This window comes from Paenibacillus donghaensis, from assembly GCF_002192415.1.
Lineage (GTDB): Bacteria > Bacillota > Bacilli > Paenibacillales > Paenibacillaceae > Paenibacillus_AQ > Paenibacillus_AQ donghaensis.
On the sequence record NZ_CP021780.1, the window covers coordinates 2,959,054 to 2,984,044 of the forward strand.

A 24,991-nucleotide genomic window follows, 5' to 3' on the forward strand; every position below is an offset into this window, starting at 1 on the left:
TGTTACTATTTTCCTTAATACTATTGAATATATTTTGTAAGCGTTTTTTTTGATATAGTAATCCGAAGAAACAGCCTTCACTGCTAATCTTAAAAGAATGGAGTGTATCAAATGAAACGAGTGCCAATCATCCTTCAGATGTCCCTGATTTTGTTCTGTGTGATGGCAATCCCAATCACCATACTTACATGGTATAGCGATAAAGAGATTCTGCACAATTCAGAGAACGTAATTGCGGAATCTTCGCTCGCCGAACTAAATGCAAACCGGAGGCTGAATGAGAATGCACTGAAAAATATCTCTCAAGCTGTAGCGGGTCTTAAAGTAACCAAAGTATTTGATCTGATCCGTTATTTCGAAACCTATGATGAGCTGAATGCCAATTACGACAACGTAAGCAATGCACTTGTTGTGCAGCATGAGCTTGTGAACTTGAAACAAAAAATGGCTGGAGTGTATTCTTCTTACTTCTATCTTAGTGATTCAGATTATGTTATTTCTACAGACCAGGGTATCACGACGCTTGACCACTATGAGTCCATCGGCTGGATGAAGGAGGCTCTCTCCAAAAGAACGGGTATTGGGGGAGTATGGTATCCACGGAAATTGAACTCCGGAATCAACGTAGTCTCATATGTGCTTCCGCTTAACCGGCTTTCAACACCCACACGTGGAATAATTGTGCTTAACTTGCAAGAATCCCGTATTGCGGATTACTTCCGTTCTTCAGGGGGAGATAAGCAGGGGTATTTTTTGATGGAAGCTGACGGTACAATCATTTCCCACAATGATAAAAGCCTGCTGCTGACTGACGGGGGCCAGTTGCCATTTATAGGGGGAATTGTGCAGAACGGCTCAAAGGAGGGCTATGCCTTTCATAATGCCGGGAATGAACGTTTAATTTACACGTGGTCCCGATCCGAGCAGTTGGGTTGGTGGAATGTAAATGTATATTCAATGGATGAATTGATGACCAAGGCGCACACGCTGCAGCGAAATATTATTGTACTTACTATAATGATTATTTTTATAGGTGCCGTGTTAACTTTCTTGATCGCAAATTGGTTCTCGAGACCGGTTCGTGAACTGGCCCGAACAGTACGTACCCGCAGTGATCTCGGAGTGTCGAATAGAAATGAGCTGGTCTTTCTGGATGCGGCTTTTAAAAGAATGCAAAAGGAAGAGGAGGAACTCTTTAACCTGCTGAAGGAGCGGGAGCTTGATGCTCGCAGTCTTGCGGTCCACAATTTGTTGCGTGGAGAAGTGAACAAACAGGTTCACGAGCTGTTTCCGCTGGCCTGTTACAGTGTCGCTATTGTCTCTATTGACCGTTACAGAGAGTACGTCAATTTCACGAATCTGGAGGCAAGGAACTACCATCGCTACATTTTCATTTCAAAGTGTGACACCCTGTTCCCGGATACAGTGCATGCACGGACAGTGTATCAAGGCGAAGGCTGCTTTGCCATTGTAATGAATGATAGCAGTGATGATATCAACAGCTGGCTGGGGATGTTCAAAGCCTCCCTCACCGCAATCCAAAACAGTGCCTTGGAGTTTTTTGGACATACAGTGACCCTTGGGGTCAGCAGTCGTGGAGAATCTGGTTCCGAGGTCTCCAACCAGGTCGCTGAAGCGATGGAAATCATTAAAAAGCGGATGACTGAAGGCAGCGGTTGCATCTTTTTCTGGGAAAAGGAAGCTGATGAGGATATTAAATACATGTATCCCACCAACAGCGAAAGACGAATCGTAAATTATCTCACAACGGGGGATATTCCAAGTATTTTGAATGAGCTGCAGGTAATCAGGCAGGAGATTCAATCCGCAGAGTATATTTCCTACGACAATATTTTATTCATCTATAACCAGTTAATAGGATTAACGATCAAATATCTCAGAGAAAACAATATCAATACGGCACGTATATTTACGGGGCGGAGGGATATATACAGTGCCATAGCTTCCATTGATACCCTTGACGAGATGGAGGACTATCTGAACGGTTTCTTTACAGATATCGGCCGTCATCTATCGCATTTTTGTGTGCAAGACAGCTATGGTGAAAGGATTATCGGTTATCTTCAAGAGCATTTCTGTGAAGACATTGCGTTTCAGGATTTAGCCAGGGAGATTGGAATCAGTTACTCCTACATGCGCAAAATTGTATATGAACTTACAGGTAAAACGCTGATTGACTACACCAATCATCTGCGAATCGAAAAGGCCAAGAAGATTCTGGGGGAGGAGCCCAATCTCACCATGACCCAGGTTGCAGAGCAGGTAGGCTACTATAATGTGCAGAGCCTAAACCGCTTTTTCCGCAAATATGAGGGAATGTCTCCAGGCAGCTATAAAGCGTTCAAGCATGCGAAAAGTACAGATCTGAGCCAAGAGAAGGAGGAATGAGCACATTCACTTTTGATTTTTTAGCTCAGAATTGCTTCTCTTCTATTTGTTAAGTGGTTAGAACCTTCAAAATGCTCAAAAATGAACGTCTAAACGAATACTCAGGATTTACGGGCGGGAAAAGGCAGGGATATGATATTTGCAACAAGCCATTGGCCGAATCTGGAACAGCGGCTGGGTGGCTGGTAGTAAAGAGACTAAAGTGCCATCAACAGGAGGTGAGGACGTATCAAAGACGGCGGGGCAAACTGAGCGTCTAAAGTTAAGGAGGCAAAAAGGTGAAAGTTGAAAGCGCTACAAAAGGGAAAGGCCCGGCATTAAAACAGCAACACACCATTTCTATTTCTAATAGTTTGCGGCAGGATTGGCAGCTATATCTGATCCTGGTAATTCCATTGTGCTTTGTTATTCTTTTTAAATATGCTCCAATGACGGGTCTGGTGCTTGCCTTTAAGGATTATAAGATCGCCAAAGGCTTCTGGGGCAGCGAATGGGTCGGCTTTGATGTTTTCCGAGAAATTTTCTCGAAGCCTGATTTTGCCCTTGCCCTCCGCAATACGGTAATGCTTAATCTGCTTGATCTCGTTTTCAGTTTTACGATGCCTATTGTTCTTGCACTGCTTCTAAACGAGATCAAGAGTGTCAAATTTAAACGTATGAACCAGACGTTGCTGTATCTGCCGCACTTTCTCTCTTGGATTATTATCGGCGCCATAGCCTACCAGCTTCTGGGTGAGGGCAGCGGTGCAATTAATAATGCGATTGCAAGCTTAGGCGGCAATCGAGTGCCGTTTCTGCAGGAGGATACTCATTGGCTGATCAGCTATCTGTTTATAGGTGTCTGGCAGAGTATGGGGTGGGGGACTATCCTTTATCTTGCCGCAATCAGCGGGATCAACCCGGAGATGTACGAAGCGGCAATTGTCGACGGGGCAGGACGCTGGCGGAAAATATGGAATATAACGCTCCCTTCGATCCGGTTTACTATTATAACGCTGCTTATTATGAACCTTGGTAAAGTAATGGAGGGCTCGTTCGAGCGCATCTTTGCCCTGCAGAATAAAGCGACGACAGAGTTTACCACAACGATACCGGTACTGGTATACCGTTGGGGGATTGAAAGCGGTAATTTCAGCCGTGCAACGGCACTGGGATTATTTCAGGCAATCATTGGGCTGACAATGGTACTACTGGCTGATCGTGTTGCCAAAAAGCTCGGTGAAGACGGAATATTTTAGGGGGGCAACATGAAATCATTTGACGGCACATTGGCCGTACAACCAAAAAAGCGGGTTGATATATGGGGGTTGCTGATTGGACTCGTATTGATTATTATCTCTCTAGTCTGTTTGCTGCCGTTTGTACATGTAGTTGCAAAGTCGTTCAGTGAAGATGCCTTTGTTATCGCCAATAAGGTGTTCCTGTGGCCAAAGGGCTTCAGTGTAGAGGCATATAAGAAAATTTTTGCTGACCAAAGCATTCTAAGATCCTTCTATATCTCGGTCATCGTAACCGTACTGTTTACCTTTATTGGGATGGTCATTACAATTTTGGCTGCCTATGCCTTGTCCCGCCAGCAGCTTAGATGGCGCACCGCGCTTACTATGATCTTTACCTTTCCGTTATTTTTCCACGGCGGGATTATCCCCGAATATATGATGATTAATAATCTGGGGATGCTGGATACGATATGGTCGCTGATTCTACCACTGGCTTTCAGCTCATTCAATCTGATTGTAATGAAGAGCGCGCTCAGCAGCAGCATTCCTGTCAGCCTGGAGGAGTCAGCCCGAATCGACGGTGCCGGACACTTCCGGATTCTGTGGAGCATTGTGCTCCCGTTGTCCAAACCGATTATTGCGACGCTATCCCTTTTTTATGCGGTAGGTCGGTGGAATTCGTATCAAGACGCTTTGTTTTATATTAAGCAGAATACGGATTTGCGGCCCCTGCAGCTTAAGCTGTATTACCTGATTATCCAGGGCAGCGAGAGCTTTCAATTGGAGGCTACACAAGTGTCGCTGAGCAACCCCGAAATCCTGAAGGCTTCATGCGTGGTGTTCGCCACGGTGCCTATCTTGTTAATATATCCGTTTATTCAAAAATATTTTGTACAAGGTGTCATGCTCGGTGCGATTAAAGAATAATAAAAGCAGACTATTCAAATGGGGGAAATTAAATGAAGCTACAAAAAGCATCTCTTGTGGTAAGTGCATTAATGATCGTAAGCAGTCTTCTTACGGCCTGTTCAAACAATAGCTCAGGAGGCAGCAACTCAAGCATTAAAGAATCGGCCCCTGCAAATACAGAAAGCAAAACAAATAATACCACAGAAGGGGAATATACCGATTATTCCAAAGGTTTTGACAAGAGGGTTACCCTTGAACTTCCTGTTTATGAGCGGGCATTCGAGGGCTGGAATGTGTCGGATAACTACTACACACGCTGGATTCAAAAAGAGTTTGGCGATAAATATAACATCGATGTAAAATTCGTTCCGATTACACGTAAAGGTGAAGTAACGGATTACGAGCAGCTGCTGGCTTCCCATAATGCCCCGGATATCATTTTTCATTATGACATGCCGCAAGCCTTGGCTTATTACAGTGAAGAAGTGATGCAAGAGCTGGACCTTAATGAAATCGCTTACTATGCACCGACTTATTGGAACAATATGCAGGATACAATGAATCAATACAGTAAAGTGGACGACAAAAATACGTTCTTCTTCGCAGCTCGTCCGGCTGCAGATAACTCTGTGCAGCTGATCCGAAAAGACTGGGTGGAGAAGGTCGGGATGAAAGTGGAGGATATCACCTCCATGGAGAAATACAACGAATTGCTGAAGAAATGGAAGGATGCTGGTATCGGCATAGGCGCTGAGAGTTTGAAGAAAAACAATTACAACTTCAACTATAACTTCCGGCAATGGCCTGTTAATAAGGAAGAGCGCGCACTATACTCCGATCTTGGAGTGGCAGATTTGACGACCTCTGCAACAGAAGGATATCTGCGGAATCTGAACTACCAGTATAATAACGGATTGATCGATAGAGAGTTCTATCTGCGCGATGATGAGAATAAGATTAAGGCTCAGTTTGTAGCGGGAAAAACCGGCACCTTTGGTCAATATCTGACCAACAATACAGATGTAATGGATGCAACATTAAAAAACAATCCAAGCGCAGAGTTTGCTGTACTGCCCCGCTCAGCTGTGACCCCGGAAGGATTCAAAGCGCAGGAACGGGCGTATTGGCCGTTCGGCTTAATCATGGGAATTAATTATGATTCCACTGATCTGGAGCGTATTGCAGTATGGATGTATCTGGACTGGCTGAGCCAGCCGGAGAACCTGTTCTTACTGCAGAACGGCGTTGAAGGTCAGAATTATACGCTGGATGACGACGGGATTCCTGTCATCAATACGGAATTCAAGGGAGATTCCGTACTGTCTCAAAATAACAATAAAGACTACTGGTCCCTTATTACCGAGATGGTTCAGTATGACGATCCTGAAACGACGCGCAAAGCCTATATCCGTCTGTGGGCACCTGCAGGCTACGAGTATCTGGCTGAAGATATGCTCGAGAATTATGAGAAGAATGCCGAATACCGCACACCGGATGCACTGTTCAGTGTAGTGCTGGAGAAAGTGAATGAGTACAAGACAGACCTGAACGTACTCTTTCAGGAGCTGTATATCAAATGCGCGCTTGCTCCGTCAGATCAGTTCGATGCCACCTACGAGGCTGCCAAGAAGGCGTATCTCGATGCCGGATATCAGGAAATTCTGGATGAGAAGCAAAAAGCGATCGATGCAGGGCAATTCAATTAGATTTTAACTACAATGAGGACCGGCAAAACCTCACCTTTCAGGTGGGGTTTTGCCAGAGGAGGCTTTACAGTTTTGAAACTGGAAATTGAAAATGTGGATCTTAAGAAGGTTGTAGACAGCGTGGTTGATTACACGCTTGGCATGGATATGACCTGGAACTGGCCTTGCGGTGTCGCCTATTACGGAGTCAGCCGGGCATACGAAGTGACGGGAGAGCAAAGCTATCTTGAACGGATGGCTGACTGGTGCGAGGAATACATTGAGGCGGGACTTCCGGCGGAGTGGACGGTCAACACCTGTGCCATGGGCCACATGCTGCTAACTCTGTATGAGCAGACCAAGGAACAGAAATATCTTGATCTTATCGTAAGCAAGCTGGATTTTTTGGAGAACAGAGCCTTTCGTTTCGGAGACCATGTGCTTCAGCATACCGTATCGGATAAGAATGATTTTCCGGAGCAGGCTTGGGCGGACACCCTTTTCATGGCAGGCTACTTTCAATTGCGTGCAGGAGTACTGCTTGGTGAGAAACCGCTGGTTGAGGACGCGCTTCATCAATTTTTCTGGCATATTAATTATTTGCAGAATGAAAGCACCAGCCTGTGGTATCACGGATACAATCACATTCACCAGAATCATATGTCAGGCATTTACTGGGCGCGCGCCAATGCCTGGGCGGCTTATACCATGTCCAGAGTAGGGAAGGTTCTGCCGGAATCCTACCTGTATCCGCCTTACATGCATATTTCCAGTTCACTACGGGACCAGCTCGCAGCCATTAAAAAGCTGCAGAAGCCGGACGGCCTGTGGGGCACAGTGCTCGACCATCCGGAAGCTTACGGTGAAGTGTCGGCCACGGCGGGAATTGCCGCTGCCATGGTCATGCAGGGAAATCCGCTGCATAACCAATATGTCAAGCAGGCGCTGCAAGGATTACTGAATAATATTTCCGATAACGGGCGTGTGCTGAATGTATCGGGCGGCACCGCTGTTATGAACAATCTTGCAGGCTATTTGGGTATCGACAGGAAGTGGGCTCAGGGATGGGGGCAGGGGCTGGCGCTTGCCTTGCTATCCGCTGTCATTGAAAATACTAACCTGAAAAGGTAGATAACAATAACAATGAAATCACCGAACATATGATTAGTCTGTTATAGATGATGCCGCTCTCTTAAAGGAAGCAGGCGTCATTTATAACAGTTAGCGCAAAAGATTTATGAGGAGGCAGGAACATGTATTCAAGGACGTATACATTCTCTGGACATCTCAGCGATAAAGTGATTCATTTACCAGCTGAATATATGTTTCAGGAAGAAGCAGGTGGCGGGTTCATCCCCTACACCGAGCCGTTTGGTAAAGGGATGGACAGATTTAAGGATTATGCAGGCTGGTACCCTTACCCGAAAGCAGAACAAGCGAGGGAAAGAATTGAACTGCTTCATACAGAATATGGAGTAGAACTGCATGAGGAGGGCTGGCCTCTGCGTTTCAGAGCGGTTGTTCCGGAGCCGGGCGTATATGCAGTGAAAATCCAAATTGCTGGGGGAGAAGAGGGAATATCGCGGCTGAATCTGTACTCTGGCCGCCGCAATCTGGCAAGGCGGGATATCTGTATTGCTCCGGGAGAAGTGTTTACTTATCAATACAAGGTGCATATATGCGATTATATACCGGTTGTCGGACAGCCGCCGCGAAGTGACCTGTCTGTCTATATCACAGTTTCAGGAACTTTAGCACGGTTAAGTGAAGTAAGCATCGAACAGTCTGAGGCTCCGACTTTATTTCTGGGAGGAGATTCCATAGTCGCGGATTACGCTGTCCAGTACCCGTATAATCCACTGATTTCAGGAGGATCATGGGGGCAACACTTGCTCCAATACTTCAATGGCACTGCAGTCGACAATCAGGCGCATGGCGGGATGACGACGAACTGCTTCCGGGAAGACGGACATTGGGAGATTATCAACCGGCGGATCAGGCCAGGTGATGTCTTCATGTTCCAGTTCGGCCACAATGATCAGAAGCGAAGAAGCCTCGCCGCCTTCACGGGATATTCTGCGAATTTGCGCTGGTATGTCCATCAAGTAAGAAGCAAGGGGGCAATCCCCGTTATCGTTACGTCTCTTAGTCGGATTCCAGGCAAAGATGAACAAGGCTGGTATGATCTGCTTGAGGATCATGCAGAAGCCTGCCGTAGAGTCGGACGGGAGTGGCAGGTTCCGGTTATTGATCTGCATGAGTACAGCTTCCAGCTGTTCTGTCAGATGGGGAGGGATTCACTTAAGGGTTACTTTAAAGATGAAGCCCATACGAATGATTATGGTGCCGTGCTGATGGCGGAATTCATTGCCTCAGAGATCAAGCGCCAGAGCATTGAACCACTTTGCCGGCTTATGAATGAGCTTGGCCCGGCGCCTTGGGTACCCGATGAGTCATTGAGACCTCCTGCACAGCTATCGCCGCTTGATCTGCCCGAAGTACCTATTCTTCCTATGGACTTGCCGGAGTTGCCTTATGCTGACTGTGTAGGCATCAAGGAGCTGGATGGGTTAAAGGAAGCAATGGTCGACGGTTTGCTTGATCCAACGTTGAAATACTTTCATCCATATGCCGAGATGCCACGGGGACAATTCGCCTTTGTGTTTCTTAAAGCGGCGCCTTACCCTAAGCGGCCTTATCAGGGCCGGTATTGTGATGTGTATAAATACGAATTTGATGCCGCGAACATCCAGGCCATGATTGACGGAGGACTCATTGATCAGTCCACTACTCCGGATGAAAGGTTCAGACCTGACGATGCACTGACCGGAGGAGAATGCATAAGCGTTATCATCCTTCACCTTTATGAAGCAAGTGGCCGGAATTACAGCCTGGCAGCCTGTGAGCGGCAGGCGCAGAGCCTGGGACTGTTATGGGAGGGCTACGGACGCGGTAAGAAGGTCAATCGGGCGGATTGCGTAACTGCGTTAGTACGAATGATGAAGCTGGCGAAATTAGAAGGGAGAATACTAAATTAATGTTGAACACAAATTTCTATGGAACCTCTTTTGAGATGGATGAAATACTAGAACCACCTTTTCAGGGACAATATTTCTATGCTGAGGATTATAGGATGCTTGATTTGGACCAGGCTGTTGATTATCAAGTCATTCAAAGAGCGGTTGATGCCTGCTCTGCTCAAGGAGGCGGTACCGTGATTGTGTCCCGGGGGGAGTGGAGCTCAGGACCCATCCATTTAAGAAGCAATATCCATCTGTCAGTTAAGAAGGGAGCTGTCATTCATTTCAGCGATACCTTCGCTCATTATCTTCCCCCGGTGTTTACGAGATGGGAGGGGATGGAATGCTATAATTATTCTCCGCTGATCTACGCCAGAGACTGTGAGAACATAGCTGTTACAGGTGAAGGCACACTGAACGGAAACGGAGAAGCATGGTGGCATTGGAAGCAGCTTCAGCAGACAGCGGCCGATAAGCTATGTTATGCCGAAAGGGACAGAATCCCTGTACAGGAGAGAGTTTTCGGTACGGAGGAGGCTGCCTTAAGACCCTCTTTCATTCAACCTATGAACTGCCGGAATGTGCTGATTGAAGGGCTTTCCATCCATAATGGTCCCCAGTGGACCGTACATCCTGTATATTGTGAGAATGTAATTATCCGCAGGATTGATATCATCAGCTGCGGCCCCAATACCGATGGGCTGAACCCCGACTCCTGCAGAAATGTACTGATTGAGGATTGCAGCTTCGAGACCGGGGATGACTGCATTGCCATCAATTCCGGCATGAATGAGGATGGCTGGCGGGTCAATAAGCCTTGCGAGAACATTGTCATTAGAAATTGTGTAATGAAGGAGGGGCACGGGGGACTCGTCATTGGTAGTGGGATGTCGGGCGGAGTAAGGAATGTCTACGCCCATGACTGCACCATTACCGGGGGAGACCGTGGAATTCGGCTGAAATCCATGCGTGGCAGAGGTGGCTTCGTGGAGAATATCCGGTTTGAGCATATCAAGATCAATAATGTCAGAGAAGAGGCTGTACAAATCAATATGTACTACGGGTACAGTACCGTGGTTCCCAAAACCAGTATACCTTCCGATTTCAGCAATATTTATATGAAGGATATTACCGGAGAGGGCGCCGGAATCGCCGTGGAAATCAAGGGGCTGCCGGAGCACCGCTTAAAAAATATCAGCCTTGAAAATATAAGTCTTAGTGCGGACAACGCCATGATCTGCAGTGACGTTGAAAACATTGTCCTGAAGAATTTCGATGTGCTGGCAACCGTCAACAAGAGCACGGAATTTGTAAATATTGACCGTCTGCAGATTGAGCATTTCAGCGTGCGCTGAAGAGTGGATTGAACAAAAATGCAGCCACCCCTCCTCAAAATTAAGGAGGGGTGTTAAAGGTTTAAGCAACAGCCAGACATCAGGCTGTATGGGGCAGTGATTAGATTGGCATGCGGACGCTAAAAAGCCCATACCACCGGTATGGGCTTGAATGATTATTCCGTCCAGGAACGGTAGATCCGGCGTACCTCGCGGAACGACTGCTTGGGCTTGCGGTATTCATTAACCAGACCCTTGTTGTTGAACCCGCGGGCACGGTCGCGGAAGTTCTTGCTGCTGCTCTTCAGATCGCCCCGGATGTCTGCAAACTGCCAGATGAAGGTTCCGCCGATCTTAGGATCATTTTTGAAGATCGCCAGTGCCTCGGTAACGATGTGGGCCTGGTAATCCTCGCTGAACAATCTTGGCTCCCAGCCTACATCCCCGAACAGCCCTGCGCCGCCGAACTCAGTCATCAGCACCACCTTGTTTCCGGCTCCCAACTGCTCCGCCCGCTTATGGAACTGTTCCAGCATGTCTTTGAAGCCGCTTACGTCGCCTTCATACCAGCCAAAGTATTTGTTAATGCCGATGACATCGAACAGCGGAAGCAGAATATCTTCAAGCGGATGCATTGTGGCGTAGGTAACCAGCCTGGAGGTGTCAAGCTTCTTCACCAACCCGATTAGAGCCTGTGTGAACGCGAAGGCTTCCTGCGTGCGGGTATCAATCTCATTATGAACAGACCAGAAGATTACGCTCGGGTGATGAATATGCAAGCCGATCATTTCTTCAATCATGGTGAGCGCGCGCTCCTGGAAGAGCGGCTCACTTACCGTTTCATTCGGCAGAAAGGCTCCCCAGATCGGAATTTCGCTCCAGTACACCATGCCGTGCTCATCAAGCAGATCCAGCCAATACGGGCTCTGGGGATAATGCGAGCCCCGGACGGAATTACAGCCAAGCTCCAGAATAATATCGAGCTCTTTATGCATCAGTTTCGGAGGGAAGGCAAACCCCCACTCGGGATGCTCTTCATGACGGTTCACACCCTTCAGATAAATAGGGGAACCGTTAATCAGAATGCGATGGTCTTTGGTCTCAATGCGGCGGAAGCCGATCCGTTCAAACTTGTCGTCTTCCGCCGTCCGTACACGAAAGGTATACAGCTCAGGGCTGCCGACGTTCCACAGTCGCACCTCAGGCAGGAGCTTCTTGAACGTATGGCTGAAGGTCTGGCCAGCCTCAATCTGCACTTCTTCCGAATGCAATTCATGTCCGCCTTCGCTGAGTGCCAGTCTAGTCGTCTGCACGGATTGCAGGAAGGAACGGATCTGTACCTGAACAGATACATCCGCGTCTGCGCCCTGCAGCTCATAATCAATCTTCACCCGTTCGATATACAGATCAGGCAAATATTGCAGCTCGACCGAGCGGATAATGCCGCCGTAATGGAACCAGTCCACTTGTTCAGTCGGAATCGTAAGACGGTCCAGGGTGCTGTCCGTCCGGACGACAATCTCATGTTCTCCGGCCGCCAAGGAAGGGACAATGAATTCAAAGGGTGTAAATCCGCCATAGTGATAGCCCAGGTGCTGGCCGTCCAAATAAACCTCGGCATGTCCCATCACGGCATGAAAGATGAGTCTGACATGCTGAGGATTCTCAATCCGTATTTTTTTACGATACCAGCCGACTCCTTCATATTCGTACATGCCCAGTTCATTATTCCAGCACGACGGTACATAAAGAGATAGTGGAGAATGTGGAAAACGCTCAAACCATTTTTCTTGAACACCCATATTTAACGGATCTTTCATGAAGTCCCATGGCCCGTCCAACAGCTGATTTCTCCGAATTTGATGCTCGGGAAAAGTCCTTAACAAGTGTGTTCCTCCTTATTATTATGTAATACATTGCAAATTTCAGACATCTTGATAATATAGATAGTAGCATCTGGAGTTTAAGCATTGAATAGAAAAAAACGTTAGAATATTGTATAAATCGCTCTTTTAGCAGCAGGGGGAGATATTGATTGGAAGCAGCAACCGGCTATAACCTGAATGACCTCATAGTGCATATCCATTTTGTACTCGACAAAGTTACGTATCCAGGCTGGGAAGATATCCGCAACATGGTCAATGTGCATAGCTTGTACTGGATTCATGAGGGAGAGGGGATTTTTCTGACCAATGTCGAGCACAAAGTACAGGCTGGCATGCTGATCTATTTAAAACCAGGTCTTAAGATGTCCATGCGTTCGCAGATGGATGCCCCGCTTCGCATGACGATGCTGCTCTTTGATTGTACAGAGCTCGGCTATGATGCAGGTTGGCAGGACGTCAAGCCAATCGGAACACTGAGGCTTCCTTTCTTAAGCCAGTACTGCAACCAGCAAGCTGAGGAAATTGGCCGGTTATTCTGGGGAATTCACCAGGAATGGCTACCCGGACTGAACGCCGGAACAGCCGTTTCCCAGGCTAAATCGCAGATTCTGCTGCATAGGCTGCACCTGACCGTGCAATCGGACTGGAATCTGATGGAGTCTGGAGCTTTCGCCGCCTTCGAACAGATCAAGAATACGCTTGAGAACGACTATAAGGATCATCACCGGATCGGAAAGCTGGCTGAGAAACACGGCATTTCGGCTTCTTACTTGCGTAAGCTGTTCCTGAAATATACAGGCATGGGGCCGAAGGAATACCATATGCACATACAGAACCAGCAGGCCTGCCGTTATCTCGTATTTACCGATTACCCCGTTAAGGAAATCGCTATGTTATGCGGGTACTATGAAGAATATCATTTCAGCAAAATTTTTAAACTGCTTAACGGGATCTCTCCGACGGTATACCGGCACAGACAGAGAATCGGAGATTAAATTATCCGGTAGAACCACTGACGAAGAAAAATCCTTCGGCTGAACAAAGGTGCGCTGAAGCGTGCTGGGCGAGCCCCTAAAGGATGAGCCGAAAATGAATTGCCTTTGATCTTCACCACGCCGGGCGTGGAGGATCTGCAGGCTGCGGTGGAATCGATCAGCAAGACTTAGATGTAAGGTAAGGAGATGATTGGCATTGAGTCATAACGCGGATGAAAGAGAGAAGCTTCTGTTTCAGGTGGCACATGCTTCCTTTCCGTCTTATCAAGAAAGTAATATTTCTACAATTATTAATAATATAGAATTTCAAGGTTCATTACCTCATTCAGATTGCTTTGAGGTTACTTTGAATAATGAATTGTTAAGCATACCGTACAGAATTTATTTTAAGGAGCCTACTACCAAACAAATGAGTCAGTTGAGTTCTGAGCAAGTAGTCATATTGAATTGTTTATTCACTCGACATCACAATGGCTATATCAGAGAAAGGAATCTTAAAGAAATCATTTTAGTAGATAAACCTACTGTCATACCATTTGTTATTCAATTAGCAGGTGAATATGTCTATGAGATTGTAGAAATAATCTATGAACATTTAAACTATCTAAACATAGACAATTATTTAAACTTCATAACGGCGAACCCAGCATATTATCAGAAGACAAAAGCTAGAATGATAAGTTATTGGAATTGTAATCATAGAAATCAACATAAGAATTTATCAAACTATAAAGGTCTGCAAATATTTAAGTACTTCGAGAAAAATCTCAGGTAGAGCCAACACCGCTGACAATAGCAGCTCGGCAAGTATTCTGGACCCTGTCGGGAACAATCAGCCGAGGAGGAGTCATTAACCGGCTCCGATTCGCTTGTATGCAAATAGCCTTGGTAATTAGTCGGCCAAGCATCTTATCTATGAAATCATCCCATAGGAAATGTCTCTTCAAACCGATCTTTCTTCTCATAAAGATCGCACCATGCTTTGGCGATAAGGTCAGGATCACCATCTGTACCAGCTTGTATTAAATTACCTATGGACAGATGACCAACATATATCCCTTTCTCTTTCAGTTCACTATGCAGGTTCGTTGCATATGATTTCGCTTCAATCTTTAATTTTTGAAGTTCAGAGACAATTATTTCGAGTTTCGTACTGTTCCGCGAAATCGCTGCAACATTAAATCCATTTCCCCCAAATTTTTTAGCAAGAGACAACCCTAATCCGGGACCTGCACCAATAATTACAATTGTTTTCATCTTTTATTTACTCCTTATCTATGATATATATATCAACACGTGTTGTTTTAATATCATAAATCCATTCATTTCAATGACAAGTATGACTTATTGGATTACATCATGGGAGATTCAGCTACCGCGGCTATAGAAAAATGTACATCAGGAGTCTATAAATACGACCAAGAAAGCATAAATCAGCTTGTTATAGCTGTCTGCGATTTTTACCAACAACCCAACTTTAAATGTCGCCAGAGTTATATCGGATTGGTCATACCTCAGTTAAAAGGTATCCAAACCTTCCAAACCCAATATTAAGTTAGCACCGTAATCGCTCACAAAAAGTAAGCAGTTCAAGCTCCCCACGCGGTGGACTTAACTCCCTGCTTCAGTCTGGGTTCAGCCATTTCAAGAGATGTCCCATTCCAATCGGAATGGGACATTTTCTATTACTGTGATAAACATCGCCTTCAGGCTTATTACACTTTCGTCATTGTGAAGGTTATGAAATATTAAGATGGTTATCTAGAATAGGATACCTATACGCTTTGCCCATATAATTTTAGTCTCACTTCATATGAAAATAGTTCTAATAGTTCATCATTGAATTTGCATATTGTTTGCGCACTGTCACATTACGACATATTAGTATGTCGGATGCCGTGTTTATCTACATTTTTTTCATAAATAACTTAATTTTTAAATTATTATTTTTATTGATATATAGTCCTAATGATTGGTATTTTTTTAGATATTCACATAGTATAGTTGAGTCACAAATACTCGCATAATAACTATAGATAATACAAATATATTGAATAAAAGCAATATATCAGGAGTGATATTATGTCATTCGAGAATGAATATGAAGATAATAAGGCGGATATTGCAATTATTGCCCTTTCAATCCGCCTACCGGGTATTGATACGGTTTCAAAGTTCTGGGAAACGATCTTGAATGGAGAAGAGGTAGTAGCCGACCTATCCTCACAAGAAGTAAAGGAAAATGCGATGGAAGCAAGGTCTGACTTTATTCGAACGAACAACAATATTGGGGAAATCGAGAATTTTGATGCCGCTTTTTTTAATTTCAGTACAAGAGAGGCATCCATGATGGATCCCCAACACCGTCTGCTTCTGGAGACGGCTTGGGAAGCACTGGAGGCCGCAGGATATAATCCGGAGAGCTATGACGGTCTTATCGGCATGTATGCAGGCGTGTACGCAAATTATTATCAAATGTTTAACCTGTTGCCCTGTATAAAGGGCAATGGGGCAGCCTCCGAACTCCAAATGCAGATTGCAAGTGAGAAAGATCATGCAGCGACGATGGCTGCCTACAAGTTAGGTCTTACCGGGCCTGTGCTTAATGTTCAATCCGCCTGCTCCAGTTCGCTGGCCGCAGTACATCTGGCCTGTGAGAGTCTGCTCACATACTCCAGCGACATGATGGTATGTGGTGGAGCAACACTTGGGATTCCGCAAACCCATGGATATTACTACCAAGATAATGGATTGTTGTCCACTGACGGGCATCTTAGGGCATTTGATGCTAAGGCCACCGGAACCCTGTACAGTGACGGTGCCGGGTGCGTGGTGCTGAAGCGCTTTAACGACGCCCTTAAGGATGGCGATACCATTCATGCCGTAATCAAAGGTTCGGCGCTCAATAATGATGGAGCCTTGAGAGCAGGGTATACAGCGCCTGCAGTCAAAGGACAGATTCAAGTAATTGAACGTGCACAGATGGCCGCAGGTGTTAATGCTGAGGACATTAGTTACATAGAAGCTCATGGTACCGGCACTCCCCTTGGTGATGCGATTGAGTTAGAGGCACTGCATGAGGTATTTGCCCCACATACTGGAAAAAGTGCCTTCTGCGCCTTAGGTTCGGTCAAATCAAACGTTGGCCATACGGGGCCGGCCGCAGGTATTGTGGGGTTGATCAAAACCGTTATAGCCTTGCGAGAGAAGACGCTACCCCCCTCTATTCACACAGACACACCACATGACAGATTAATGACAGGCCTCAGCCCATTTTATCTGAATCCGATACAGCTAGACTGGAGCAGCCCGAATCAGCGAAGGCTTGCAGGAGTCAGCTCCTTTGGACTGGGAGGTACAAATGTCCATGTCATCCTTCAAGAAGCACCGGTACAGCCGCCAGCGCCTTCCTCCAAGCGTATTAAATTGTTTGTCCTCTCAGCCAAAAGTGCAGAGTCACTCTACATGCAAAAGCAGTCCTTACAGCAGTTTCTAAAATCTGCTTCCGGAGAACAGCTCGCGGATGCTGCCTATACACTTCAAACCGGACGCAGGCTGTTCGAGCACCGGGCAGTATGGTTGTACAGGCGTGGGATGGAACCGGAATGGATGGATCGGGAGATGGGCAGGAAGGCTCACTCTAATCTTGCTATGCAGCCCTTGTTCCATTTCCCGGATTTATCCGGTTTCACCGCACTTGACCCGGGGGATTGGATCTCTGAGGAACCGGCCTTTCACACAAGCTTCATACAGTGTATGAAGCACGCTCCGCAAAAGTCAGGCAGAGGAGATTCAGCATTACAGGATCGCGCTACTTACGCTATCGCTGTACAGGTTTCCTTGTTTGGACTCTGGGACAGCTGGGGAATTCAACCTTCCGGCTGCCAAGGTACAGGCGTCGGACTATTTGCCGCCGCCTCTGCCTGCGGCCTGCTTACAGTGGCAGATGCCATGTATCTCGGCAACTGCTTCACAGCCGCACTCGCTACTACAGGTCAGGAGCGAAGTATATGGGTTCTTAACTACCAACAACGGGTATGCAGAATGAAAACAGAACCCATGAAGATTCCGCTTGCTGTCCCGCAGGGAAGGCAACCACAGTCCTATGAGGATTGGAGCAGCAGCGATTTTTGGATAAAGTATCTGAATGATGCTCTGGAAGACAAGGCTTCATTGCAAAGCAGTGTTAATAACCTCAGAGATCAGCTCGTGCTGGAAATGAATCTCCATGAATCCTCCGATCTACTGGTAGAAGGGGATGGAGCCACAGTCTGGAGGAATGTATATCGTCTTCTCGGCCAAGTATGGATGGACGGCTATCCTGTGAATTGGAAGACCTATTACCAAGGGGAGCGGCGCCATCGCATTGCACTACCTGCGTATCCATTCAATAAAACGCGTTGCTGGGTGGAGTGTGAAGATTCTGACATTGCGGCAGACCTACCGTTTCTGCCCATCTCGGAATCCGTCAACTTACGTCCAGAGCAATTGATCGGGTATATTGCACCACGTACAGAAACTCAACGGGAGCTGGTTGCAGCTTGGGAGCTGTATCTTGGAGTTACTCCCATCGGCATCGATGACAACTATTACGAACTGGGTGGCAACTCGCTGCTGGCAGCTTCCTTGAATGCACATATCTGTGAACGGTTTGGCGTAACTCTTGGACTTGAAGTTTTTTTGGAGCAGCAGACCGTAGCCCGATTAGCCGAATCCATTGAATCCTGGAGATTTGATTCCACACCTGTGAAAGGCGGACATTAAGATGGATGTTGTAAATAAGACATTGCATCGTTTAAGTCATCCCCAAAAGCGAATTTGGTATACCGAATGCCTGCATCCCAAGACAGCTGTTCATCATATTGGCGGCTGTGTCCGTATTCGCGGAACGGTTGACTTCAACCGCCTCGAAACATCCATCCATAGGGTGATTCAGGCTCATGAAGGCTTGCGTCTGCAGTTGCGGAAACAAGACGACGAACCGCAACAATATGTTGCCGATGCTCCGCTCAAACCGTTGCCCCGTTTCGACTTCAGTACTTCTTCCAATCCACAGGCGGATTATGAGGGATGGGTAGAGGCGGAGGCAGCCAAACGATTTGTTCTCTTCGATTCCCCTCTATACCACATCGCTATCTTCAAGGTGGGGGAGCAGGATAACGGTTTCCTGTTGAAAGCCCACCACATCATCTGCGACGGCTGGTCCATGGATCTGCTGACCAGACAAATTCTCTGGACGTATACATCTCTCTGCAGAGGAGAACTCTCTGCCCATACTGTCTCTGAACCTTCCTATTTAGCTTACCTTGACCTTGAGTCGCAATATCTGCATTCCCCGCGTTGTCAGAACAACAGACAATTCTGGGAGAACAAATTTGATGTCCTACCCGAGCCGCTGTTTGACAAGACGGCTGCTAATCCGGCTGGCCGCCGCTATTCCCGCTTGCTGGACAAGCAGGCTACAGAGCGAATCACACGTATTCTGCCGGAACTTAATGTGTCCTTACCGTTATTTCTGGCTGCAGCATTCGGCTTGGTGCTGAGCAGATATTACCAGCGTGATAATTTGATTCTCTCCTTACCCGTATCCAACCGTAATGCAAATACCAAGACAACAGTTGGTATGTTCACAGGCAATCTCCCACTCTCGTTGCACATTAAGGAGAACTTGTCCATTCGAGCATTCTTGCAGCGTATACGCCGCGAATATTCGCGTAATCTCGCCAATCACAAGTATCCGTTTGATCTGCTTGCCCAACATCTTCAACTGCGAAAGAACGGTTATGACAGCTTATACCAGGCCGCAGTCAATTACTATAACACCCATCTGCTGACCACCTTGGACGGTATGGCCATCAGTAATGAGGAATTCTATTCCGGTGAACAGGCTTATCCGGTGCAATTGATGATCAAAGACTGGTCCGAGGATGGAACGTTATTGTTCACTCTGGATTATCAGACCGGGATGATTGGCAGACAAGAAGCTGCGACGCTGATGGAATGCTTCTTGTCTGTGTTGAACCAAATAGTAGATACTCCCGACATAACATTGAAGGAGCTAACTCTATCTACTAAGCAGCAGTGGGAAGTAGTTATGCTGCCTTATAACCGGCGTTCCATACATGAATATCCCTATGAACAGACAGTCATGAGTCTATACGCGGAGCAAGTTAGGCTTCATCCGGAGCGAATTGCCCTGAGTTGTGCAGACGAACAGCTGACTTATGCGGAATTGGCAGAGCGGGTCAACAATCTTGCCGCAGCCCTGTCCACCGGATTCCCGCAAGTATCCAGCGTCATAGGTGTGCGGATGCATCATTCTCCCGAACTGGTCATCGCTATTCTTGCGATTCTGCAGTCCGGTGCAGCGTTCCTCCCACTGGATACCAGTATCCCAGCTGCCAGAGCGGAATTTATGCTTCGGGACTCGGAGGCGGTCTGTCTGCTGACCGACCTGGAAGAGGAGCCGGCTTCCGGCTGGCACCTTCCTTCGCACAATCCTAAAGAACTGATCCGGCAGGAGCTGTGCTTCACGGGCGATCAGCAGGAGCCGGGGCCGGACAGCCTGGCTTATGTCCTATATACTTCAGGCTCAACCGGAACACCAAAAGGGGTGAAAGTTCTCCATTCCAATCTGGCCAACTATATCAGTTGGGCAGCCGCAACGTACTTGACTTCGAAGGAGGACGTGTTCGCCTTTTATTCCTCTATTGCCTTTGATCTGACGTTAACCTCCTTGTTCGTACCGCTGGTCAGCGGAACGGAACTGAGAATATACCCTTCCAGCAGCGAAGACTATACCTTAAACCGGGTTCTTAACGAGAACAGAGCAACGATAATCAAGCTAACTCCATCCCATCTTGCACTTGTGAATAAAGAACGCAGGGCGGACAGTGTCCTGCGGACACTGATTGTTGGAGGAGAGAGTCTAAAGACGAGCCTTGCGAACGCCATTCAGCGAACTTACGGGCCCAAGCTAGCTATTTATAATGAATACGGGCCAACCGAAGCAACTGTTGGTTGCATGATACACCGCTTTGATCCTATTGCCGACCAAGGAGTTGCAGTGCCGATCGGGGTGCCTGCCGCAAATGCCAAGCTCTACATTCTGGACAGCCAATGGAGACCGCTGCCTCCGGGAGCGAGGGGAGAACTTTATATCTCCGGACCCGGTGTGGCCGCTGGCTACGTCAATCAGCCCGGGCTCACTGAGGAACGATTTGTGCCTGATCTGCTGAATAAGGGCAGCAGGATGTACCGCACCGGTGATCTTGTTAGGCTGGGTGAAGACGGAGTGATGGAATATATGGGCCGCATAGATACCCAGCTCAAGATTAGAGGCTACCGAATCGAAACAGAGGAGATTGAACATTGCCTGCTTGAGATGGAGGGGATTCACAATACAGTTGTCATGACTACGGGTAACGGTTCCAGTATGGAACTGGTTGCCTTCATTGTCGGAGAATCCCTTACGGCCATAGAAATCCGCAGCTGTCTGGCTAAGCGCTTGCCTGCATACATGGTTCCTGAACGCATCATCTTCAGGAATGAAATTCCGGTCACTGCCAACGGGAAAACTGATCGGAAGCAGCTTGAACAAGATATTAATGAAGCTGTAACCGTTGTTCAGGAGTACGGAGCAGTGAACCATAGGAACCATATTGAACATCTTTTATCTGCATTCCGGACTGTTCTGGGGCGTAGTGAAATTAGCCGGGAGGACCGCTTCTTTAATCTCGGCGGAGATTCCATTAAAGCGATTCAGATCTCAAGCCTGCTCAAAAAACAAGGGCTTCAACTCAGTGCAGCAGATATTCTGGATCATCCCCTTATTAGTGAGATGCTGCTGCTGGTTACGGACGATAGAAGTACAGAGCCCCAAGGCCCCACAGAGGGGAATGTGCCTTTGACACCGATATTATCGTGGTTTTTCTCCCGGAAACTTAAGAATCAAGACCATTACTTGCAATCGATGCTGTTGGAGATCAGGGAAGATGTAACAATGCAAACCCTTACAAATTGTTTGCGGGAAGTACTCCGGCAGCATGACTCGCTGCGCTTGTATTTTGATCCAACCCGGCAGCAGCTGGTGTATAACAACACTCTTTCTGTAGACGAATTCCAGCTGCATATACTCGATTTGACGGACTTTGCCATTGAACAGCGGGAACAGGAACTACAGTCATATACCACCGCATTTAAGGCAGGCATATGTCTTACTGCGAAGGATGAATTTCCCTTCCGTGCTTCCCTAATTGTGAACCCGGGAAGGGCTTGTTATCTGCTGCTGGCAGCTCACCATATCTGCATCGACGCTGTCTCGTGGCGGATTCTGCTGGAGGATTTGGGACGCTTGCTTGGAGGAGATAAGCAACTGCCGCCCAAGACATCATCGTTCATGCGCTGGTCACTGGCGCTAAGCGAACGCACTGAACCGCTGATCCGTCCAGAGCTGGAATATTGGAGCCAGAATTACAATCTCCCCAGGGATGAGAAGCTGTTATTATGGCAACCGGGTAGCCATAAGAACACAGCCTTTCATACTCTAGCATTCGGAATAACTGACACTGAGCTGCTTCTTGCACAGTGCAGGGAGAACAAGGGTCTGCAGCCTCATGAACTACTGCAGACTGCGCTTGCGTTGACACTTCATGATACTTGGGGCTGGCAGTCGCAGGTCATGTGGCTGGAAGGGCATGGACGAGAGCCATTGTTTCCGGATATCGACCTTTCGCGCACCACTGGGTGGTTCACCAGTCTCTATCCCGTCAGAATTTCGATAAATGCGGGAACCAGTCTTATCGAGAAGCGGGATCATATCCTACAACAGTTTAGGGCTGTGCCCCGAAAAGGTCTGGGATATGGCATTCTGGCTTATGGCTTAAGACTGATTACACCGGCAGTCCCCCGGATTTTGTTCAATTATATGGGGGAGTTTCAGGAGAATTATGAGAACGGGCTGCTGCATGTTCTGAATGAACCCACAGGGCCCGATATAGCCGAAGACAATACAACACCCTTTGCACTGGAGATCAACGCTTATATTCTAAAACGCCGGTTGTACCTGAATTTGCGGTATCCCTCCAGTATGCCGGACAGGAGTATGGAGCAGTGGAAACAGCGGTATAAAGAACTCCTTACGGATCTGCTGAGTCAACCGCTCATTCAGAAGGAGCCTGTATGGACACCCGCCGATTTCGATGCTGTGGACATAACCCAGGCTGAACTGGATTCGTTATTCAAGTAACAGGGGGGATGGAATGAACCGCTTGCTGATCAAAATATTCTGTATCTGCATGCTGCTTGGCACGGCCATATTGCCGTCAGATTCGGCTAATGCCGCTGGGAGTGGAATTTCAAAAGAAGCCGTGGACAAATATGTACTTCAGCTGATGGATTCGGTTGATCTACCCGGTGCCTCCATAGTTCTGCTTAAGGGCGACGAGACTTACACTAAGGGATATGGAGAGGCGGACACTGGCCGGAAGATACCCGTAACTCCGGACACCTTGTTCGAAATTGGCTCTAACAGCAAGGCATTCACCGCCGTCGGTCTGCTGCTATTAGTTGAACGAGGGCTTGTGGACCTAGAAGCGCCAATTAAACAATACCTTCCCCGGTTAGAACTGCAATGGGAAGGAGGGACTGCTGAACCAACGGTCAGCCATTTCCTGCATCAGACCAGTGGACTGGGCAGTGATTCTGTCACGCTGATTAATCCGTCGATCCGAGATAATGCACTCCAAGACACCGTTCATAGGCTAAGCGAGAACCCGCTCTGGTATCAACCGGGAACGCAATTTCTCTATTCCACCGGGAATTATGATGTGTTAGGCGCAATTATCGAAACCGTTAGCGGAATGTCTTATGAGTCTTTTATGTCCGCTGAAGTTCTACAGCCCTTAGGTTTAAATCAGACTTTCGCCGGGAGAAAGGCTTTGCCTGAGGGCAAAGCGATCTCTCAAGGCTACAAGCCTGGACTTATCGGTAACCGTAACTATAACGCACCTATCTACCGCGGAAATACACCTGCAGGTTATATTTTGTCAAGCGCAAATGACATGGCCCGCTGGTTAAGTCTTCAGATGAATCCGTCAGCAGCACCTCCAGAGCTTAGATCGGCCATTGCCCTTGCACAGATTCCCGATGAAACGGTAAAGGCAACCGTGAGCCCACCTTACACGGTCCCTTTCCAGTATGGGGGAGGATGGCTAATTTTCACCAATGGCGATCATAAGCACTTCTCACATGGGGGTAACAATCCCAATTACTCTTCTTACGTCTTGTTTAATCCTGAACAACAAGTCGGAGTCGCTGTGCTGGGAAACCGGAATACAACGGCGACTTACGCTATCTGTCAGGGACTGTATGCCTTACAGCAGGGTCTCACGCCTACGGCTGCACCCCTGGATACTATCGATACGGTGAATCTTACGGGGCGGGTCATTCTCGCCGTTTGTTCGGTGCTGTGTCTCTGGATGATCTACGTATGGATCAAAGATCTGCGCTTGATCCGTAACCGCGTTCGGATGCTCAGAAGAGCTTATTCGACTCTCTATGTCAAGTCAGCCTGTTTGATAATACTTGCCGCATTAATCGCAGGCATGGCGTGGTATTTGCCCAAGCTGCTATTTTGGGGTTATCCGTGGAGATTTATTGCCGTCTGGGCACCGTTTACGATCGCCCCGGCCATGATTTTGATTGCAATCACAGGAGTGCTGTTCCCCGCTCTAAGGCTGTTGAAATTGTGGTATCCGCTGAGTCTTGAGGGGCAGACAGATCAACAGAAGCAGCCACGTGTGATTCAGGAGGAGGTTTCATTATGACCATCAAGCTTTTTACAATTCCGTATTCCGGCAGCTCAGCGGCTATCTATCTGAAATGGCGAACTCTCCTGCCGAAAGATATTGAAGTGCTCCCACTTGAATTCCCAGGCAGGGGCAAACGATTCGGGTCCAAGCTTTGTGACAATATGAAGGAATTGATCGACGATCTTGCTCTGCACATTGGCAGCCAGCTCGAAGGTAGTCCTTATGCACTGTTCGGTCACAGCCTGGGAGGGCTGGCCGCTTATGAGCTGAGTGTACGGCTGATGGAGAGTGGACAGGCGCTTCCCGTGCATCTCTTCCTTTCCGGCTGTAATCCTCCGCATCTGCGCTACGGGGAGGAGCAGCTGCATAAACTTCCAGACGACCAGTTCCTTCAAGAAATCATCAAGCTGGGAGGTACCGCTCAGGAACTGGTTAACAATGCGGAGTTGATGAGAATTTTTCTCCCGATTATCAAATCGGATTACCGAATTTACGAACTGTATGCGGGCAACGACCAGTGTGTGAAGCTGCCGGTGGACTGCACGGTTATGCTCGGCATAGACGATCCATTAATGCCTGCAGAGAACGGGCCAGAATGGGCGCGGCATATCAGCGGGAGCATGCAGATTCATAAGCTGCCCGGCGGGCACTTTTTCCTTCATGACCAGCAGGAGGATGTGATCGCCACTATTCAGGATACGCTTGTAGTGCATAAGTGAGGA

General features: G+C 47.5%; 15 protein-coding genes. 13 read left to right on the plus strand and 2 right to left on the minus strand.

Features of this window, described 5'->3' with window-relative positions; translation table 11 throughout:
• Window positions 1–111: 111 nt before the first annotated feature.
• The 7 genes from B9T62_RS12850 (at window position 112) to B9T62_RS12880 (ending at window position 10,598) form a co-directional block, all read left to right on the plus strand.
• The gene (locus tag B9T62_RS12850) at window positions 112–2,409 is read left to right on the plus strand and encodes an AraC family transcriptional regulator (protein WP_087915608.1); all 2,298 of its coding nucleotides are present in this window, start codon (window positions 112–114) and stop codon (window positions 2,407–2,409) included.
• A 335-nt stretch (window positions 2,410–2,744) separates the two neighbouring features.
• Window positions 2,745–3,647 carry an ABC transporter permease gene (locus B9T62_RS12855; protein ID WP_245864588.1) on the plus strand — a complete coding sequence of 301 codons (903 nt, stop codon included), beginning with the start codon at window positions 2,745–2,747 and terminating at the stop codon, window positions 3,645–3,647.
• A 9-nt stretch (window positions 3,648–3,656) separates the two neighbouring features.
• On the plus strand, window positions 3,657–4,556 hold the full coding sequence (locus tag B9T62_RS12860; protein ID WP_087915610.1) for a carbohydrate ABC transporter permease: 900 nt from the start codon (window positions 3,657–3,659) through the stop codon (window positions 4,554–4,556).
• Window positions 4,557–4,588: 32 nt separating this feature from the next.
• On the plus strand, window positions 4,589–6,244 hold the full coding sequence (locus B9T62_RS12865) for a type 2 periplasmic-binding domain-containing protein (RefSeq protein WP_087915611.1): 1,656 nt from the start codon (window positions 4,589–4,591) through the stop codon (window positions 6,242–6,244).
• Window positions 6,245–6,256: 12 nt separating this feature from the next.
• Entirely contained in the window at window positions 6,257–7,354 is a 1,098-nt protein-coding gene (locus B9T62_RS12870; protein ID WP_087915612.1) for a glycoside hydrolase family 88/105 protein, read from the plus strand.
• Window positions 7,355–7,476: 122 nt separating this feature from the next.
• The gene (locus B9T62_RS12875; RefSeq protein WP_087915613.1) at window positions 7,477–9,261 is read left to right on the plus strand and encodes a rhamnogalacturonan acetylesterase; all 1,785 of its coding nucleotides are present in this window, start codon (window positions 7,477–7,479) and stop codon (window positions 9,259–9,261) included.
• Window positions 9,261–10,598: a glycoside hydrolase family 28 protein gene (locus tag B9T62_RS12880; protein ID WP_087915614.1), complete on the plus strand. Its 1,338-nt coding sequence runs from the start codon at window positions 9,261–9,263 to the stop codon at window positions 10,596–10,598. Before B9T62_RS12875 ends, B9T62_RS12880 begins: the two co-directional genes overlap by 1 nt.
• Window positions 10,599–10,753: 155 nt before the next feature.
• Here the strand turns inward: B9T62_RS12880 and B9T62_RS12885 are convergent, their stop codons facing one another.
• Entirely contained in the window at window positions 10,754–12,463 is a 1,710-nt protein-coding gene (locus tag B9T62_RS12885) for a glycoside hydrolase family 2 TIM barrel-domain containing protein (RefSeq protein WP_087915615.1), read from the minus strand.
• A 149-nt stretch (window positions 12,464–12,612) separates the two neighbouring features.
• Here B9T62_RS12885 and B9T62_RS40685 point away from each other — a divergent pair, with 149 nt between their 5' ends.
• Complete coding sequence (locus B9T62_RS40685) at window positions 12,613–13,458, plus strand: helix-turn-helix transcriptional regulator (protein ID WP_087915616.1); 846 nt, start codon at window positions 12,613–12,615, stop codon at window positions 13,456–13,458.
• Between the two features lie 196 nt (window positions 13,459–13,654).
• Window positions 13,655–14,233: a hypothetical protein gene (locus tag B9T62_RS12895; protein WP_087915617.1), complete on the plus strand. Its 579-nt coding sequence runs from the start codon at window positions 13,655–13,657 to the stop codon at window positions 14,231–14,233.
• Window positions 14,234–14,379: 146 nt separating this feature from the next.
• On the opposite strand, the gene B9T62_RS12900 is transcribed toward B9T62_RS12895, so the two are convergent.
• Window positions 14,380–14,715, minus strand: a complete 336-nt coding sequence (locus B9T62_RS12900; RefSeq protein WP_087915618.1) for an SDR family NAD(P)-dependent oxidoreductase — start codon at window positions 14,713–14,715, stop codon at window positions 14,380–14,382.
• Between the two features lie 825 nt (window positions 14,716–15,540).
• Between B9T62_RS12900 and B9T62_RS12910 the strand changes: the two genes are divergently transcribed.
• Genes B9T62_RS12910 through B9T62_RS12925 form a run of 4 tightly spaced genes read left to right on the plus strand, consistent with a single transcriptional unit; the run spans window position 15,541 to window position 24,988 of the window.
• Window positions 15,541–18,222 carry a type I polyketide synthase gene (locus B9T62_RS12910; RefSeq protein ID WP_087915619.1) on the plus strand — a complete coding sequence of 894 codons (2,682 nt, stop codon included), beginning with the start codon at window positions 15,541–15,543 and terminating at the stop codon, window positions 18,220–18,222.
• Window position 18,223: 1 nt separating this feature from the next.
• Entirely contained in the window at window positions 18,224–22,705 is a 4,482-nt protein-coding gene (locus B9T62_RS12915) for a non-ribosomal peptide synthetase (protein ID WP_087915620.1), read from the plus strand.
• Between the two features lie 13 nt (window positions 22,706–22,718).
• Window positions 22,719–24,284, plus strand: a complete 1,566-nt coding sequence (locus B9T62_RS12920; RefSeq protein WP_087915621.1) for a serine hydrolase domain-containing protein — start codon at window positions 22,719–22,721, stop codon at window positions 24,282–24,284.
• On the plus strand, window positions 24,281–24,988 hold the full coding sequence (locus B9T62_RS12925; protein WP_087915622.1) for a thioesterase II family protein: 708 nt from the start codon (window positions 24,281–24,283) through the stop codon (window positions 24,986–24,988). Before B9T62_RS12920 ends, B9T62_RS12925 begins: the two co-directional genes overlap by 4 nt.
• The last annotated feature ends 3 nt before the right edge of the window (window positions 24,989–24,991 follow it).

What these genes read in the sequence shown, in the direction of transcription:
- B9T62_RS12850 (WP_087915608.1), top strand. Translation starts at nt 112, where the DNA reads ATGAAACGAGTGCCAATCATCCTTCAGATGTCCCTGATTTTGTTCTGT.
- B9T62_RS12860 (WP_087915610.1), top strand. Translation starts at nt 3,657, where the DNA reads ATGAAATCATTTGACGGCACATTGGCCGTACAACCAAAAAAGCGGGTT.
- B9T62_RS12865 (WP_087915611.1), top strand. Translation starts at nt 4,589, where the DNA reads ATGAAGCTACAAAAAGCATCTCTTGTGGTAAGTGCATTAATGATCGTA.
- B9T62_RS12870 (WP_087915612.1), top strand. Translation starts at nt 6,257, where the DNA reads ATGAGGACCGGCAAAACCTCACCTTTCAGGTGGGGTTTTGCCAGAGGA.
- B9T62_RS12875 (WP_087915613.1), top strand. Translation starts at nt 7,477, where the DNA reads ATGTATTCAAGGACGTATACATTCTCTGGACATCTCAGCGATAAAGTG.
- B9T62_RS12880 (WP_087915614.1), top strand. Translation starts at nt 9,261, where the DNA reads ATGTTGAACACAAATTTCTATGGAACCTCTTTTGAGATGGATGAAATA.
- B9T62_RS12900 (WP_087915618.1), bottom strand. Translation starts at nt 14,715, where the DNA reads ATGAAAACAATTGTAATTATTGGTGCAGGTCCCGGATTAGGGTTGTCT.
- B9T62_RS12910 (WP_087915619.1), top strand. Translation starts at nt 15,541, where the DNA reads ATGTCATTCGAGAATGAATATGAAGATAATAAGGCGGATATTGCAATT.
- B9T62_RS12915 (WP_087915620.1), top strand. Translation starts at nt 18,224, where the DNA reads ATGGATGTTGTAAATAAGACATTGCATCGTTTAAGTCATCCCCAAAAG.
- B9T62_RS12920 (WP_087915621.1), top strand. Translation starts at nt 22,719, where the DNA reads ATGAACCGCTTGCTGATCAAAATATTCTGTATCTGCATGCTGCTTGGC.
- B9T62_RS12925 (WP_087915622.1), top strand. Translation starts at nt 24,281, where the DNA reads ATGACCATCAAGCTTTTTACAATTCCGTATTCCGGCAGCTCAGCGGCT.